The sequence below is a fragment of the Enterococcus spodopteracolus genome (assembly GCF_030441955.1).
GTDB lineage: Bacteria > Bacillota > Bacilli > Lactobacillales > Enterococcaceae > Enterococcus_B > Enterococcus_B spodopteracolus.
Window position 1 is genome coordinate 73,767 of record NZ_JARJHD010000002.1, and the last position, 15,721, is coordinate 89,487.

The 15,721-nt window shown below is 36.0% G+C and carries 20 protein-coding genes; 13 read left to right on the top strand and 7 right to left on the bottom strand.

Going from position 1 to position 15,721, the window contains the following annotated elements:
* Positions 1–363: 363 nt before the first annotated feature.
* The 3 genes from P3R27_RS03280 to ybaK are packed head-to-tail and all read left to right on the top strand — an operon-like array spanning position 364 to position 2,811.
* Entirely contained in the window at positions 364–1,533 is a 1,170-nt protein-coding gene (locus P3R27_RS03280) for a class I SAM-dependent rRNA methyltransferase (RefSeq protein ID WP_034687729.1), read from the top strand.
* Between the two features lie 16 nt (positions 1,534–1,549).
* Complete coding sequence (gene aroD, locus P3R27_RS03285; protein ID WP_034687728.1) at positions 1,550–2,305, top strand: type I 3-dehydroquinate dehydratase; 756 nt, start codon at positions 1,550–1,552, stop codon at positions 2,303–2,305.
* A gap of 20 nt (positions 2,306–2,325) precedes the next feature.
* Entirely contained in the window at positions 2,326–2,811 is a 486-nt protein-coding gene (gene ybaK, locus P3R27_RS03290) for a Cys-tRNA(Pro) deacylase (protein ID WP_284592175.1), read from the top strand.
* A 113-nt stretch (positions 2,812–2,924) separates the two neighbouring features.
* On the opposite strand, the gene P3R27_RS03295 is transcribed toward ybaK, so the two are convergent.
* On the bottom strand, positions 2,925–4,184 hold the full coding sequence (locus P3R27_RS03295; protein WP_284592176.1) for a BaiN/RdsA family NAD(P)/FAD-dependent oxidoreductase: 1,260 nt from the start codon (positions 4,182–4,184) through the stop codon (positions 2,925–2,927).
* A gap of 112 nt (positions 4,185–4,296) precedes the next feature.
* On the opposite strand from P3R27_RS03295, the gene gdhA reads away from it, so the two are divergent.
* Both gdhA and P3R27_RS03305 read left to right on the top strand, forming a co-directional pair.
* The gene (gene gdhA / locus P3R27_RS03300) at positions 4,297–5,646 is read left to right on the top strand and encodes an NADP-specific glutamate dehydrogenase (protein ID WP_034687723.1); all 1,350 of its coding nucleotides are present in this window, start codon (positions 4,297–4,299) and stop codon (positions 5,644–5,646) included.
* Positions 5,647–5,758: 112 nt separating this feature from the next.
* Positions 5,759–7,105, top strand: a complete 1,347-nt coding sequence (locus tag P3R27_RS03305; RefSeq protein WP_034687722.1) for a glucose-6-phosphate isomerase — start codon at positions 5,759–5,761, stop codon at positions 7,103–7,105.
* Between the two features lie 333 nt (positions 7,106–7,438).
* Here the strand turns inward: P3R27_RS03305 and P3R27_RS03310 are convergent, their stop codons facing one another.
* Complete coding sequence (locus tag P3R27_RS03310; RefSeq protein WP_034687721.1) at positions 7,439–7,927, bottom strand: hypothetical protein; 489 nt, start codon at positions 7,925–7,927, stop codon at positions 7,439–7,441.
* Between the two features lie 425 nt (positions 7,928–8,352).
* Between P3R27_RS03310 and P3R27_RS03315 the strand changes: the two genes are divergently transcribed.
* The 6 genes from P3R27_RS03315 (at position 8,353) to P3R27_RS03340 (ending at position 10,717) form a co-directional block, all read left to right on the top strand.
* Complete coding sequence (locus P3R27_RS03315; RefSeq protein WP_301357275.1) at positions 8,353–8,550, top strand: cold-shock protein; 198 nt, start codon at positions 8,353–8,355, stop codon at positions 8,548–8,550.
* Positions 8,551–8,902: 352 nt separating this feature from the next.
* Positions 8,903–9,361 (top strand): GNAT family N-acetyltransferase, encoded by a 459-nt coding sequence (locus tag P3R27_RS03320; protein ID WP_034687719.1) that lies wholly within the window; start codon positions 8,903–8,905, stop codon positions 9,359–9,361.
* 257 nt (positions 9,362–9,618) lie between these two features.
* Positions 9,619–9,819 carry a hypothetical protein gene (locus P3R27_RS03325; protein ID WP_235186293.1) on the top strand — a complete coding sequence of 67 codons (201 nt, stop codon included), beginning with the start codon at positions 9,619–9,621 and terminating at the stop codon, positions 9,817–9,819.
* Positions 9,820–9,826: 7 nt separating this feature from the next.
* A complete protein-coding gene (locus P3R27_RS03330; RefSeq protein WP_268745013.1) occupies positions 9,827–9,958 on the top strand; it encodes a hypothetical protein in 132 nt (43 codons plus the stop codon).
* Between the two features lie 213 nt (positions 9,959–10,171).
* Positions 10,172–10,369, top strand: coding sequence for a cold-shock protein (locus P3R27_RS03335; protein WP_010735111.1), 198 nt, complete (start codon positions 10,172–10,174; stop codon positions 10,367–10,369).
* Between the two features lie 75 nt (positions 10,370–10,444).
* Entirely contained in the window at positions 10,445–10,717 is a 273-nt protein-coding gene (locus P3R27_RS03340; protein ID WP_034687717.1) for a hypothetical protein, read from the top strand.
* Between the two features lie 246 nt (positions 10,718–10,963).
* On the opposite strand, the gene P3R27_RS03345 is transcribed toward P3R27_RS03340, so the two are convergent.
* The 3 genes from P3R27_RS03345 to P3R27_RS03355 all read right to left on the bottom strand — a co-directional run bounded on the left by P3R27_RS03345 (position 10,964) and on the right by P3R27_RS03355 (position 12,305).
* Positions 10,964–11,254 (bottom strand): nucleoside deaminase, encoded by a 291-nt coding sequence (locus tag P3R27_RS03345; protein ID WP_051536107.1) that lies wholly within the window; start codon positions 11,252–11,254, stop codon positions 10,964–10,966.
* 253 nt (positions 11,255–11,507) lie between these two features.
* Entirely contained in the window at positions 11,508–11,936 is a 429-nt protein-coding gene (locus tag P3R27_RS03350) for an ImmA/IrrE family metallo-endopeptidase (RefSeq protein ID WP_301357273.1), read from the bottom strand.
* Positions 11,937–11,942: 6 nt separating this feature from the next.
* Positions 11,943–12,305: a helix-turn-helix domain-containing protein gene (locus P3R27_RS03355; RefSeq protein ID WP_010735116.1), complete on the bottom strand. Its 363-nt coding sequence runs from the start codon at positions 12,303–12,305 to the stop codon at positions 11,943–11,945.
* A 316-nt stretch (positions 12,306–12,621) separates the two neighbouring features.
* On the opposite strand from P3R27_RS03355, the gene P3R27_RS03360 reads away from it, so the two are divergent.
* Complete coding sequence (locus P3R27_RS03360; RefSeq protein WP_034687712.1) at positions 12,622–13,017, top strand: phage holin family protein; 396 nt, start codon at positions 12,622–12,624, stop codon at positions 13,015–13,017.
* Positions 13,018–13,152: 135 nt separating this feature from the next.
* Here P3R27_RS03360 and P3R27_RS03365 read toward each other — a convergent pair whose 3' ends face one another.
* Positions 13,153–13,302, bottom strand: coding sequence for a hypothetical protein (locus P3R27_RS03365; RefSeq protein WP_164546244.1), 150 nt, complete (start codon positions 13,300–13,302; stop codon positions 13,153–13,155).
* Positions 13,303–13,647: 345 nt separating this feature from the next.
* Between P3R27_RS03365 and P3R27_RS03370 the strand changes: the two genes are divergently transcribed.
* On the top strand, positions 13,648–13,842 hold the full coding sequence (locus P3R27_RS03370) for a hypothetical protein (RefSeq protein ID WP_034687708.1): 195 nt from the start codon (positions 13,648–13,650) through the stop codon (positions 13,840–13,842).
* Positions 13,843–13,900: 58 nt separating this feature from the next.
* Here the strand turns inward: P3R27_RS03370 and P3R27_RS03375 are convergent, their stop codons facing one another.
* Positions 13,901–15,700 (bottom strand): glycerophosphoryl diester phosphodiesterase membrane domain-containing protein, encoded by a 1,800-nt coding sequence (locus tag P3R27_RS03375; protein WP_301357277.1) that lies wholly within the window; start codon positions 15,698–15,700, stop codon positions 13,901–13,903.
* Between the last annotated feature and the right edge of the window lie 21 nt (positions 15,701–15,721).

Consider the following 15,721-nt stretch of genomic DNA (forward strand, 5'->3'; position numbering starts at 1 on the left):
ACTATTTTACTAGTAGACCAAAATAGTGTCAATTGAAAGTACAAATCAAGCTTGATAGATTAAGATTTTCTTTAAGATCGCTAAGTTTTGTGCAAAAATCTACACATGAAGAGGGAGGACAAAGGTGCGCAGCACTGAGAAATCATCATGGAAAATCGAAAATCATTCTTCAAATTGTCGTTTTTTCCAAATTTTTTCTGAAGGAGCTACTTTCGGAACACGTGTATTTAGTTTTAGTGGGAGATAAGGAGTTTTTATTTTAGCTCTTTTCTAAGGGAAACTACCTACAAGACAAGGAATCTCTAAGACAAGAAGCGTGTTTTTTGTTATACTAAAAGGGAGAATGAAAAAGCAGGTGAGCCAATGAAACTAACAATAAAAAAAAGAGTAGTCAAGAAATTTTTAAAAGGCTATCCATTGATCCAAGAAGAAGATCTAGTGCAAATGAAAAAAACGACAGAATGGGTAGAATTAATTGATCAGCAAGGAAAATTTTTAGGAAAAGGCTATTTAGGAAAACAAAACAAAGGAATTGGTTGGGTACTCAGTCAAAAGGATGAACCATTTGATCAATCATTTTTTGAAATAAAATTTTTGACAGCTAAAGAAAAAAGGACAAGCTATTTTAATGATGAGCAGACAACAGCTTTTCGTTTGTTCAATGGAGAAGGAGATGGGATCGGTGGTTTGATCATTGACTACTACGATAGCTTTGCTGTCTTTTCTTGGTACAATGAAACCTTATATTTGGCTCGTGGAGTTCTATTAAAAGCTTTTCAAGCTGCTTATCCTGAAATTGTCGGAATCTACGAAAAAATTCGCTTTGAAACAACACAATTACCGGAGAGCCAGCATGTGACTGGAGAAGAGGCCAAAGAACCACTACTTATCCAAGAAAATGGAGTGACTTATGCCACTTATTTGAATGAAGGCCTGATGACCGGAATTTTCCTTGATCAAAAAGAAGTCAGAGGCGCATTGATCGATGGCTTAGCTTTAGGGAAATCAGTACTGAATATGTTCAGCTATACCGGTGCTTTTTCTGTAGCTGCTGCTATGGGTGGGGCAATAGAAACGACAAGTGTAGACCTAGCAAAACGAAGTTTGAAAAAAACTCGTGAACAATTTGAGGTCAACGGGTTGATACCTGATGCCCATAAAATCATCGTTATGGATGTTTTTGAATACTTTAAATATGCACAACGCAAAGGTTTCTCTTATGATGTAATCGTTTTGGACCCTCCAAGTTTTGCTCGGAACAAGAAAAAAGTCTTTCGTGTAGCTAAAAATTATGGTGAATTAGTGAAAGATAGCTTGTCGATCTTAGCCGATGAAGGAATCCTGATTGCCTCAACAAATGCAGCCAATGTGTCGATTGATCAATTTCGAGCAATGATTGAAGATGAACTAATCTCTGCTGAGTATCAATACCAAATCAGCGGCGTTTATCGTTTACCTGATGATTTTCAAACCATTGATTCTTTCCCGGAAGGAAATTATTTAAAGGTATTTGTTTATGAAATAAAAAAATAGAGAGGGCGTGAAGTAAATGTTTCAAGTAAAAGGAGTAAGATTTGGTACTGGACGTCCAAAAGTCTGTGCGCCCTTGACTGGTACAACGCGCGAGGAACTTCTGAGAGAAGCAATCCTGGCGAGGGAAGCCGGTGCTGATTTGGCTGAATGGCGTCTTGATTGTTATCATGATGTCTTCAACAAAGTTCAACTAAAGGAAACGTTAGTGCTGATCTATGAAATGTTAGAAAGACTTCCATTGCTTTTGACTTTTCGAAGTTTAGAAGAAGGTGGAACGCAAGATATTTCAATCAAAGACTATCACGATCTGTATAAATTTTTGATCGACACAGAATTAGTGGAAATGCTAGATATTGAGTTGTTCAAAATCGAAAGTATGGAAAAGGATCTGCTCCATGATATCCACCGCCGCCAGATCCCACTGGTCATCAGTAGTCATGATTTTAAAGAAACACCAGCAGATCCGGTCTTGCTGTACCGTTTGAATATGATGGAACATTTTGGTGCAAGTATCGGAAAAATTGCTGTGATGCCAAATAATGAACGTGATGTTTTACGGTTGATGGAATTGACTCGTCGCGCTCATGCGTTTGTGTCGATGCCTCTAGTCACTATGTCAATGGGTGAACTTGGCATGGTCTCTCGACTTGCAGGCAACGTGACAGGTTCAGCCATCACTTTCGGTGCGTTAGATGCGACACGAGCTTCTGCACCTGGCCAATTACCAGTTAAAGAATTAAAACAAATCATTAGTTTACTCAATGAAAATTAAGCTAGACGAAGGTGAAGATTTTGGCAAAGAAGAAACCAGTAAAAACTAATGCTATACGTATGGTAGAACAAAAAAAGATTGCTTATACAGAACATGAATATGCTTGGGATGAAGCACATATCAGTGCCTCATCCGTTGCTGCTCAGTTGCCAGGAAGTGAATCACGAATTTTTAAAACATTAGTAGCAGTGGGGAATAATACAGGCCCGATCGTTGCCGTTATCCCTGGAAGCACTGAACTTGATTTAAAAAAACTAGCAAAAGTCTCCGGCAATAAAAAAGTAGAAATGCTCCATCTCAAGGACTTGGAAAAAACAACCGGATATATTCGAGGTGGCTGTTCACCAATTGGTATGAAAAAATTATTCCCAACATTTATTGAAGAAAAGGCAAAAGAATATGACCAGATCATTATTTCTGCTGGAAAACGCGGACTGCAAATGGAACTTGCTCCAAAAGCAATCGCTGAGTTGACCAATGCGACATTTGTCGATATCAAAATTTAAAAACCACAAACAAAAAGCAAAACAAATGCTGAAAGATCGATCCATGAAAGGCGAACGATACGCGTTGCCTTTCATGGATGTTTCATGCAAGCAATGTTTTGCTTTTTTGTCTCTTACCATTGACTTTGCAGCGCTGCGTGCATTCCTGAAACACGTCCCGTAGCAAAAGCTGCCGTGATATTAAAGCCACCTGTATACCCATTTACATCAAGTAATTCACCGCCAAAAAACAAGCCGTTCAATACTTTGCTTTCCATGGTTTTTGGATTGACTTCTTTTAATGAAACTCCACCACCAGTAACAAAAGATTTCTCGATGGGAAATGTCTTATGGATCAATAGCTCAAAGTTTTTACATAATTCAGCAAATTCTTGGATTTGTTTTTCAGATGTTTGGCTACCAGTTAGTTCGGTCATTTCTAGCCGTTCAAGATAAAATTGGAGTAGACGTTCAGGTAGAAAACCACGCCACGAATTGATCAAATTCTTTTTCGACTCCTTACTTAGTTCCACTAACTCCCGTATCAGTTCTTCGACTGACTTCATCGGGAAGCAATCTAAAGAAACAGTTACAGGTGCCTGCGTTTTTTGTAGCTCATTGTTGATGAAACTGGAACACCTTAAAGCTGCTGGTCCAGAGATCCCAAAATGGGTAAATAAAAGATCCATCGTGTGTTCCGTGATCACTTTTCCTTTTTGGTTCAAGACACGTAACGTGATATCTTGTAAAGAAAGACCTTGCAACACTTTATCCGCAATAAATGACTCCTCAGAAATCAAAGGAGACTCTGTTGCATAAAGTGGTGTGATCGTGTGGCCTACTTTTTTGACCAATTTATACCCATCACCCGTTGCACCAGTAGAAGGATAGGTGCGTCCGCCAGTCGTCAAAATGACGCATTTTGCTTTAAATTCATCAAATTCAGTACGCACACCATAGATTTGGTTGTCCTTATGGATCAATTTTTCTACACGTTCACCAAAAAACATCGTGACGTTCAATTCATTCAGACGATGAACCAGCGCTTCAATGATCGTTTTTGATTTATTTGTCACTGGAAACATCCGTCCGTGATCTTCTTCTTTTAAGTGAACTCCTTGTGATTCAAAGAATTCCATGATGTCAAAATTGTTGTATTGAGAAAACGTACTATATAAAAATTTACCATTTCCTGGGATATGCGCAATCAAATCATCAACAGGGCGATTATTTGTGACATTACATCGACCGCCACCAGTCATCAATAATTTTTTACCTGCTTTTTTATTTTTTTCGATCAACAAGACATTGGCACCATACTCGGCTGCACTGATTGCGGCCATCATACCACTTGTTCCTGCGCCAACAACAATCACGTCATAAGTTTTTTCCATTTTCTCACCTCACAGAGAGTGTAGCATATTTGAAGACGATGCGCAGAAAATGTTTTGACCTATGATTGAAATAAGCTAAAATAAAGTCAGATGAATAAAGGAGCGTGAACCTATGTCAAATGCAAAAGAATACGTACAAGCGATACAAGAAAAACTTCACCAAAAAGATGACGGCCAAATCGAGTTTCTGCAAGCGGTCGATGAATTTATGCCTACGGTCATCCAATTTTTAGAAAAAAATCCAGAATACATTGAAAAAAATATTCTAGGGATTTTAGTTGAACCAGAACGAGTGATCCAATTCCGTGTTCCTTGGCAAGATGATCAAGGGAATTGGCAAGTGAATCGTGGGTATCGTATTCAATACAATTCAGCCATCGGACCATATAAAGGTGGCTTACGTTTTCATCCAAGTGTCAATTTAAGTATTTTAAAATTCTTAGCATTTGAACAAATTTTCAAGAACAGTCTGACAGGCCTACCAATCGGTGGCGGTAAAGGCGGAAGTGATTTTGACCCAAAAGGAAAATCGGATAATGAAATCATGCGCTTTTGTCAAAGTTTTATGTTGGAACTGGCAAAACATATCGGACCTTCAATTGATGTGCCGGCAGGCGACATCGGTGTAGGTGCTCGTGAAATCGGCTATATGTATGGTGCCTATAAACGATTGAAACAATATGATGCAGGCGTTTTGACAGGGAAACCTTTAGATTTCTGGGGAAGTAAGATCCGAACAGAAGCAACAGGGTATGGCTTAGTTTATTATGTGAAACATCTATTGAACGAAGAACAAGATTCATTTGCTGACAAAACAGTGATGGTTTCAGGCAGTGGGAATGTGGCAATCTATGCAATCGAAAAAGTCCATGAATTAGGAGGGAAAGTGGTTACTTGTTCTGATTCAGGTGGCTATATCTATGACCCAGAAGGTATCGATCTTGATCTATTAAAAGAATTGAAAGAAGTCAAAAGAGCCCGTTTAACAGAATACGCCAAAGAACGCTCATCGGCTGAATACCACGCAAATGAATCGGTTTGGACTTTGAAACAAGCGGCTGATATTGCTTTACCTTGTGCAACACAAAATGAAATCGATGGACAATTGGCAGAGATCCTTGTAGAAAATGGCGTTAAAATCGTCGCAGAAGGTGCGAACATGCCATCCACATTAGATGCTGTTTCAGTCTATGAAAAAGCAGACATCTGGTATTGCCCAGGAAAAGCTGCCAATGCTGGTGGTGTAGCTGTATCTGCGCTAGAAATGAGCCAAAATTCACAACGATTGGTGTGGGAAAGCAGCCAAGTTGATGCGCAACTTGATGAGATCATGGCAACGATCTATCAAACATGTCGTCAAACTGCCAAAGAATTTGGCAACGAAAAAAATCTTTTGCTTGGCGCCAATGTGGCAGGTTTTGAAAAAGTCGCAAAAGTAATGGCTATGCAAGGTTTAGTCTAAAAAATTGGAAGTTTCTTGTAAATATTAGAAGCTTCTCGCATATTTGCTTGAAAAATAATAAAAAAAAACGTAAAGTATATCTGTAGATTGAAACTTTTAAGGAGGAACAAAAATGGCACACATTCATTTTGACTATTCAAAAGTTGCACCATTTGTCAATGAACATGAGTTAGGCTATATGCAGAGTCAAGTTACTGCTGCAGACAAATTATTGCGAGAAGGAACTGGCGCAGGTAGCGATTTCCGAGGATGGATCGACCTACCTACGAACTACGACAAAGAAGAATTTGCTCGTATCAAAGCTGCTGCTAAGAAAATCCAATCTGATTCTGAAGTCCTTGTGGTCATCGGTATCGGTGGTTCTTATTTAGGTGCTCGTGCAGCAATCGATTTCTTACAACATACCTTCTACAACTTGTTGGGAAGCGACAAACGTCAAACACCACAAATTTTCTTCGCTGGAAACTCAATCAGCTCAACTTATCTTGCTGACTTGATCGAAGTGATCGGCGACCGTGACTTCTCAGTAAATGTCATTTCAAAATCAGGAACAACGACTGAGCCAGCCATTGCATTCCGTGTATTCAAAGAATTACTTGTTAAAAAATATGGTCAAGAAGAAGCAAACAAACGCATCTACGCTACAACAGACAAAGCAAAAGGGGCTGTTAAAGTAGAAGCAGACGCAGAAGGATGGGAAACATTTGTGATTCCTGATGATGTCGGTGGACGTTTCTCTGTATTGACAGCAGTTGGTTTATTACCGATCGCCGCAAGCGGAGCAGATATCGATGCCTTGATGCAAGGTGCTGCCGATGCAAGCAAAGCTTATTCAAGCGACAAACTTGAAGAAAACGAAGCTTACCAATATGCAGCAATGCGTAATATTCTTTACCGTAAAGGCAAAGTTACTGAATTATTGATCAACTACGAGCCAGGAATGCAATATTTCTCTGAGTGGTGGAAACAATTATTCGGCGAATCAGAAGGTAAAGATCAAAAAGGAATCTACCCTTCAAGTGCAAACTTCTCAACAGACTTGCACTCACTTGGACAATACATCCAAGAAGGACGTCGCAATATCTTCGAAACAATCGTAAAAGTTGAAAAACCACGTAAATCGATTACAATTCCAGAACAAGCAGAAGACTTGGACGGACTTGGTTATTTACAAGGAAAAGAAATCGACTTTGTAAATACAAAAGCTTTTGAAGGTACATTATTAGCTCATACAGACGGCGATGTACCAAACCTATTAGTTAAAATCCCTACAATGGATGCTTACACATTAGGTTACACTATGTACTTCTTTGAAATTGCTGTTGGCATTTCAGGTTACTTGAATGGTATCAACCCATTCGACCAACCAGGAGTAGAAGCTTACAAGAAAAACATGTTCGCTTTACTAGGTAAACCAGGGTTTGAAGAGTTGGCGAAAGAGTTGAACGATCGCCTTTAGGATAGGGTTTAGAGAAGATTCTTAGTAATGAAAACGACTAAACATGTAGGCACCATTTTATTTTTGGTACTACAAATGGTACTACATGAAGAAAGACAGCCAGTTATTGGCTGTCTTTTTTTGATGTAAATTGGACCACTTGACCAAATGTTTTCTTATCTTGAGTATTTAAAAAATTATCTGATTTACTTACAGCATGTTCTTTGACAAGGAGAGAGAGGTGAGCATATATCTTGGGGATAGATATTTCTTTACCACCGAGTATAAATGGAGTGAGAAAATATTTATGGAGGTAGTATAGTATTATCAAGGTTGATCGACAAAAAAAGCCTACTAAATTTTTTTTAACAATAAAACTGTGTTTCCTTTTGCATCAGTTAGTGTGATCATTCCTTCCTTAGATACTCGATAAAACCCTACCGATCCTGATCCTCCTTGTTCAAGAATTGATTGACTTTGTGCATTGAATAGATAGTCTGATTCAATCATTTCATAGAAAGCAATCACAATGTCCTCATTTTGTAATTCAGGAGAATCACTGATAAGTACTTGCATTGCTCGTTCCTGAGAGGTTATTGCATTACCTATAAGAGGCGAAGAAGCATCCGTTGATTCCGTTGTTACCTCAGATGATTGAGTAGAATTTATAACCTCTTGAATTTGTGAATGTTTAAATACTGATGAATTTTCTTGAGACGAACTTTCTTCATTCATTGAACTTATAGATTGGATATCTGACTCTGTATTTTTTGAGGTAGTTGTCTCATAAGCAGCAAGTAAAAGAAGACTAGTTACCATACCAATAAAAACAATTTTTTTCATTATAATTTCTCCCATATATATTATTTATCGTACACTTCAAATATATATTGTAAAAAGATAAGCCATCCAAATTACCATTATCATACTAATAATCTTGAATTAAGCTATTATAATTAACGGTATAAAAGAAGTGTGGTTACTAAGGATATTATTCATCAGAGAAAAATATTTATAATAAAAATATATACATGGTGATAATAATAACTTACATTAAACTTGTTTTGACTAAAGATAGATAGCATAAACTCTAATTAAGTTGTGCGAGAGTTATTATTTGTGTTCTTAGCTGCTACATGGTATATTAAATAAGTAATCTAATTTGAAACGTAATCTGAGGGATATATTCACACTATAAAAACTCCTTTTACCAAGTAATGTTAATTGCAACAAAACACGTATGATCTACGTAATAGGAGGAAATATATATGAATAACGGTACAGTAAAATGGTTTAACTCAGACAAAGGTTTTGGATTTATCACAGGTGAAGATGGACAAGATGTGTTTGTACATTTTTCAGCGATCCAAGGTGAAGGCTTTAAGACTTTAGATGAAGGTCAAGCAGTTACTTATGATATCGAAGATGGTCAACGTGGACCACAAGCAGTAAATATCAATAAATAATTCAATAGACGAATTTGAACCATCTCCTTGTGAGATGGTTTTTTTGTTATTAGAAATAGATACGAAAATTTTGGAAACATTTGAAAAATCAAGTAAACTATTATTTAATGATCAGTAGGTAGAGATAGCAAGAATCACCATAAGTGGTTGATAAGTGATACATGAAATTTTATATCATTCATAAAATTCAAAGAACAATAGATGATTCTTCCGGACATGAGAGAATGGATCGATCAAAAAGGAATAACTATTCTGTCACTTTATTAAGTTTTTGAAACATCACGCTATTTTTGATATGCGTAAAATCAGAGAATCAAATGCGCTTAAAGTAATTAGAAAAGAGGAAAAGTATATGGAATATGTCATTATAACCCAAAAACATTCTGATTGGCTTTCAGTAGCTAATTCTATCCGTCAATTTGAATGGAAAGCAGCAAAATATATAGCAGATAAAATGGAAAAACAAGAATTTACAGATTGGGAATCCGTGATTATTGCAAAAGATGGAAATCATGTTGTAGGATTTTGTACTCTTGTAAAAAAAGACATTATTGATACGAAGGACTACACGCCTAACATTGCCACTGTTTTTGTCGCCCCAGAATATCGAGGGAAACATATCAGCCAAAAATTAGTTGCAACAGGTGAAAACAAACTAAAGGAAATTGGTTTCAGTAGTGTATATATAACAACTCAACATGAAGGGTTATATGAAAAATGGGGTTATCAGGAAGTAACTAAGGAAAACGATCGGTTTGGACGATTGATGCGAGTATTAGAAAAAAATTTGAAGAATGAAGGATCCGAATGAATAGGATCGGTTCATACTAAGCGATGAATCAGTTAGCTGAATAAGTAAAACAAGTATGCAGACATCTTCGTTCGTGTTTGTTGAACATCGATGTGACGTTTTCGTAAGCTTACTCTTAGTAAAAATCAATGGAGTCTCATATTTTTTCATAGATCATTGGTAAGATTAAGCGGATTCAAAAAATTGATAGGAGCATTTTTTCATGAAGAGAATTTTAGTGATTATTTTTAGGTATAACAGTTTTATTAAGTGGGAGTATGTTTTGGAATAGTAAAGATGTGACAGCAAAGGAGGAACGTGGCTCTAGTCTTCTAGGTTCTACCATGAGAATAGAAGGAAAAAAGTATAAATGGAGAGAAGCGTCATTTGGTGGCACGAACAGAGGATATATGATCAATCCAGATAAATATCGCTACCAATTGCCCCCAAATCCACATAAAGATCCTTGGTACAAATAAAAACCAAGTGAAGTTTTATAACCAAGGTGCTGATCAAATTGAAAAGCAGGCAAATGAAGGGAAATGGCAGAGCAAAGGATGGCCTGATACTATCCAAAATATTACGATCCATGGCATCGAGTACACATTGACAAAATAAAAATGTGAATGGTACAAACTTATCCTACTAGAATGATAAATCAAAAGAATAAGCGTAAATGTTTGTATTCTTAGGTAATACATGGTATATTAAATAAGTAATCTAATTTGAAACGTAATCTGAGGGATATATTCACACTATAAAAACTCCTTTTACCAAGTAATGTTAATTGCAACAAAACACGTATGATCTACGTAATAGGAGGAAATATATATGAATAACGGTACAGTAAAATGGTTTAACTCAGACAAAGGTTTTGGATTTATCACAGGTGAAGATGGACAAGATGTGTTTGCACATTTTTCAGCGATCCAAGGTGAAGGCTTTAAGACTTTAGATGAAGGTCAAGCAGTTACTTATGATATTGAAGATGGTCAACGTGGACCACAAGCAGTAAATATCAATAAATAATTCAATAGACGAATTTGAACCATCTCTTTGTGAGATGGTTTTTTTGTTATTAAAAAGTCCTAAGAGGAAAACTATATGGACTACTTGATCTTGACAAATAGATGTTCCATCTGGCTAAAAGGGGCTAACTATATTAGTCACTTTGATTGGAAAACAGCAAACTATATAGTGAATAGTGGAGAAATGAAGAAAAAATTTGTAGATTGGGAATCAGTGATCAGCGCAAAAGAAAGAGACAAAGGTGTGGGATTTTGGACTCGTATAGAAGAAGATATTAGCGACACAAATGGATATACCTTTGATATTTTAACTATTTTGTCACATCAACATATCAAGGAAAGCATTTGAGCCAGAAGTTAGTTTAAATAAGTGAACATCTATTATGGGAAATAGATTTTAGTGAAGTTTATATAAAAACATAACATGAAGAGCTATATGAAAAATTGGGATATTGAGAAGTAACTAAAGGAAATGGTTGGTTTGGGCAGTTGGTGTAGGTGATAGAAAAGAATTTAATAGGAAAAGTATAATATAAACTTGTCATAAGGTTTTATTATTTTTTAGATTTAAAACGAATAAATCCGAGACAAAATTTTACTTAACTATTCCCGCCCAAATAATCACTGAGCTACACAAAGGACATGGTTCAAAAGTGCTATATAACCAATATCCCTCAGGTAATATATGTGTTTTTAATTGCTCACACGCACTTCTGACGGCGTTTACTTCAGCATGAGAAGTGGGATCATGCTCATCTAAGACAGTAGTTTTTCCGATGGATACAATCATATTTTTGTTGTCTACAACAGCAGCAACGATGGAATGGTCTTGCCTTTGTAACTGAATCAATTTATGCATGATACTTTTTTGAGGATGAAAATTCATAGTACATTCTCCTGAAATTTTATAAAGTTATTGTAACATATTTTTTGTTGATGAAAGAAAAAAGCAGAATTGGTGATGAAGAAAAAAACAGTAAGCAAATCGCTTACTGTTTTTAATAAAAATGATTTGTCCCAACGAAGGTAGTCATATTATATCGAATTATACTTTTTGTAAAATCTATTATTTTGTCTTTTATAGAAAAAAATATAAAACTACAAGACTTTGAGAAAAAAGACCTGTAGCTTATTCTGTATTAAATCAAAAACCGATAACAACTCTCTGGAAGACCATAAAGTCTTGTCAGTTCTTCCACTTCTCTTGGGCAGGTTTCCGTATCTTCTTTGTACAAGGAAACGATCAAGTTCGAAGCAAAGCAGTTAGCTTCGCTTTCAGACTTGCTTCTTGAATTTCTAGAGGATACATAGTAACTAGATATTTCTCGATGGAACAAAGCGTGTCCAAGTTCATGGGCACAAATGTAAAAACGTTCTTCTGATTCTTTCAGTGAGTTGTTCAATAAAATAATAGGGGAGCCTAATAGTTCTTGAAACTGTCCTTTTGGATTATCGAGAAAAGAAACATATCTGATTTCGATTCCTAATTTTTCAGCAATCACAAAAGGATTGGCGGTATCATAGGTACGCTTCAGTTCGCTTACTAATTTGATAATATCCATCTCCATATATGCTCACTTCTCTTTGCCACGTTTTCGAAATTCCCAGAAAAGCCCCGTCAATACATCTTTCACACGTTGCTTTTCTTGTTCTGTCAATGTTTCTCCACCATACGCCATATTGACATTTGAATTGAGCATTTTGTCTAACTCAAATAAATCATCTTTATTTGCCCATTTTGGCGCTTGGTTGCTGCCTAATAAGAAATCAGTTGTTACCCCAAAATAATCCGCTACTTTTTTTAAATTTTCCGACTTTGGTGAAACGCGATCCCATCTTCGGATCTGGCCATTAGAGATTCCTACGGCACGTTCGACTTCAGCAAAGGTTACTTTTTTTTCTTCTGCTAATTGTTTGATTCGCGCAACTAGTGTCATAAGGAACCACCTTTCTTGAAATTTAAATAGCATAAAAGTTATTATTGTTGACAATTAGCTTTTAAGCTATTATAGTTTGTTTATACACTGATTCAATTGTTCGAAAAGTTAAGAATAAAGTTACTTAAAAGTTCTTTCGATAGAGCATGCTTAAGATTGAGCGTATTCCGATGATTTCTATTGACTTCATAATAGCTTAAAAGTTATTCAGTGTCAAAGATGATGAACATTGAATTGTAATCAAATTGAAGTAATCTGTGGCGATAGGTAAGATCAAACAAAGGTAAAGTATTCCAGAAAGTGGAGGGTGAGCACAATGATTGTAGAGAATGCTGTGGTATTGAATGAGTTTAGAAATCTTGTAAGTAATGTGTACATTCAGATTTTTGTATTGATTCTATGTCTTGATTTTATTAGCGGTATCTGTCTGAAAACAGGAAAAAAGAAACGATTCAAACGTTCTGTGATTAAAGATATGATCAAATATTTGTTGATTTTACTTATTGTTTTGATTGCTTATCCTTATCTAAAAATTACAGGTTTTGAAGCAATTGGTATTGCTTTGGTTTTTTCGTATTGTGCAATCTATGGCTTGTCTGTTATTGAAAATCTAAGGAAACTAGGAATACCTGTACCTGATTTTGTTAAAGTACGTTTGAAAAAATGGCGTGATTTCTCAGAGGAGCAGGGAAGAACAAAAAATGATCGATAGGATTTTCTTAAAAGTGCTGCTAAGATATTCTTATTATTTGGAGCAAACAAAAAAGACGTTTCTATGGCTCGTTTAGCCAAAAACGTCTTTTAATTCTCTCTAGAATTATCAGCTGACATGAAAAGGGAACACTCCTTAGTTAGATTCGTGTAGCGCTTTTACTGCTTGCTCAATGGTGATTCCATAAGCGATATGTTGTTCGTTCAGTGCATCGATTGCCATGAAGCGATTCGTTGAACTATCAAATGCTACACGATAGCTGATGCTTGTTTTTGTGAATGTCATAGATATCTCTCCTTTCATTGGTATTTGTGTATTCATGAAACTTTTCATAAAAATTCCGAATACACCTTAAGTTTAGCACCATTTTAAAATTTGGGCAATAAATGTGCTATAAGATAGCTGTTACTAGTTTACTTGAAATTAATTCTCTGAGATTCCCATCAATAATCCAATCATCAATAAGATAAATATACCAGTTTGAATATAGACCATCATTATTCACCTCTTTAAGCCTAGTGTATCTCTTTTTTGGTTCCGACTCACGAACAGTGGGGGATAATGTTCAAACAAAATTGTCATATTTTGGGTTGAAATGACTGAAATAATAGCAGAACAGGAATCAAAATAGTGAAAATTGAAAGCGTCGAGCAAACACTTGCTTTGAGATATTTCGCAAACTTCATTATAATAAAAGAAAGGGGGCGAATCGCTATGCAAAAAAGAAAAAATTCTGGTAAACTAAGCATTTTTCTAGCAGTTATATCTGCTATCCCTGCTGTTTTAGCAGTCGTTCGAGCTATTAAGGAATCAAAGCAAAGATAAACTAAACAAAACGTGTCGCTTACTTATCCAGTGGGATAGTTAGCGACACGTTTTTATATTAACCAACACCAAGAACAAAGTTTAATAACTTGTCAGAGTAAGTAATTTCTCCTTCAGAGTCTTTGATCGTATCATTCAATGCTTTCATATCATCTGTAATGATACCATCTACACCATAAAACATCATCCGGCTCATATCGTCTGCCTCATTGGGTGTCCATACATAGACTTTCTTGCCATCTTGATGGGCAGAATCAATGAAATTACGATTGATCGTACTGTACTCCATGGTTAAGAAGTCGGCAGGTGTTACTGGAGGACCAACTAGATTAAAAGGCAAAATATAGCCAACGTAAAAATTAGGGTTTTCCGCTTTTAAATCGGACACTGTTTGGTAAGTCAAACTTTGTAAAATATGTCTATGCGTTAAAATAGTTTCTTCGTATTTTTCAACAAAATTTTCAACTAAATCATCCGAGTCTTTTCGAGTCGTTTTGATTTCGATCAATAATTTTTGGTTCAGTTCATTTGCTCGGTTTAAATACGTATCGAATGAAACCAATGGCTCTTTGGCACCATTTTCAGTCACAGTTAATTTTTCCAGTTCTGCTAAAGTTAGGTCTTGCGGTGCTTTATTGACTCCAGTCAAATTTCTTAAATTGAAATCATGCATGACCACGAATTGACCATCTTTTGTTTCTTGGATGTCCATTTCTACATAATCTGGATGATAATCTTTGCTCGTCTTTTCTAGTGCAGCTATCGTGTTTTGTGCGCTGTTTCCTAAGCTAACGCCACGATGGGAAATCGTTAGAGGTTTTGTTTCAGAAGCAGATGTCAGGTAATTCATATTGTAAATACAAACACCAACACCGAAGAAAACAGCAAATAAAGTAAACGCAGTATTTTTTAAAGCTGTGTGTTTTTTTGGCACTTCTTGTGAAGAGAACCAGCTGGGAATATCTGGTAAGAAACCTTCATCATCCATAAAGTCTACAATGACGTAAAAAATTCCGACGGTGGACATCACGATATTGAACAAAAGAACACCTTGTAAGAGTGTCATGGCAAAAACAGCACTAATCAATGAGTAATCGGAAAAATATTCCTCAACAAAGATCTGACCTGACAAGATCGCCAAGTAACTGATTGTTGAAATCAATAAAATTGTACCACTGATCACTAAAAATTGACCTGAAATCGCAAAAAAACGTGCTTTGGTCAAACGCCAACTCTCACGGATCGCTTCACGAAATGGGCGATCTCTTAAAATCATTTCAGGTAATGCAAAGATTAAACGAATGCCGATATAACCGAGGAAGACATAGACGAGTAGAAAAGAACTTACGATGATCCAGCGATTAGTAAAAATAAAATCCATAATAAATGCAGGGATTTTTATTTTAGAAAGTAAATCTGAATTAAAACTTAACCCGCTGATCGGTAAAATCAAAAAAAAGTAAGCTAAGAAAAATAAAAAAATCATCGGACGAACTTTTTTTATTTGTCGGATGGTCAACTGCAATAATTGCTTCAATGAAATTGGTTCTTGTTTTTTGATGAAATAAACACTCATTAGCAAAAAAGTAAACTCAAAATAGACTAAGAGCAAAATCAACAATAAGACAGCAATCAAGGAGAAGAAAACTCCTGGATGTTGCGAAATCAGTGTGGGGATATTATCCGTTGAAAGATAATCGATCGACCCACGTTGTAAAATCAAGCGTGTCATACTACCAAGCAAAGGCAAACAAATAAACAAAATAAACCCATGCATTAGAACTACATCACGAAAATAAGCTTGTGTTCCTTTCAAGAAATCCCAAGCATTTCCTAAACTTCGTTTTAAATAAACGATCATTATTATCACCTACTCCTA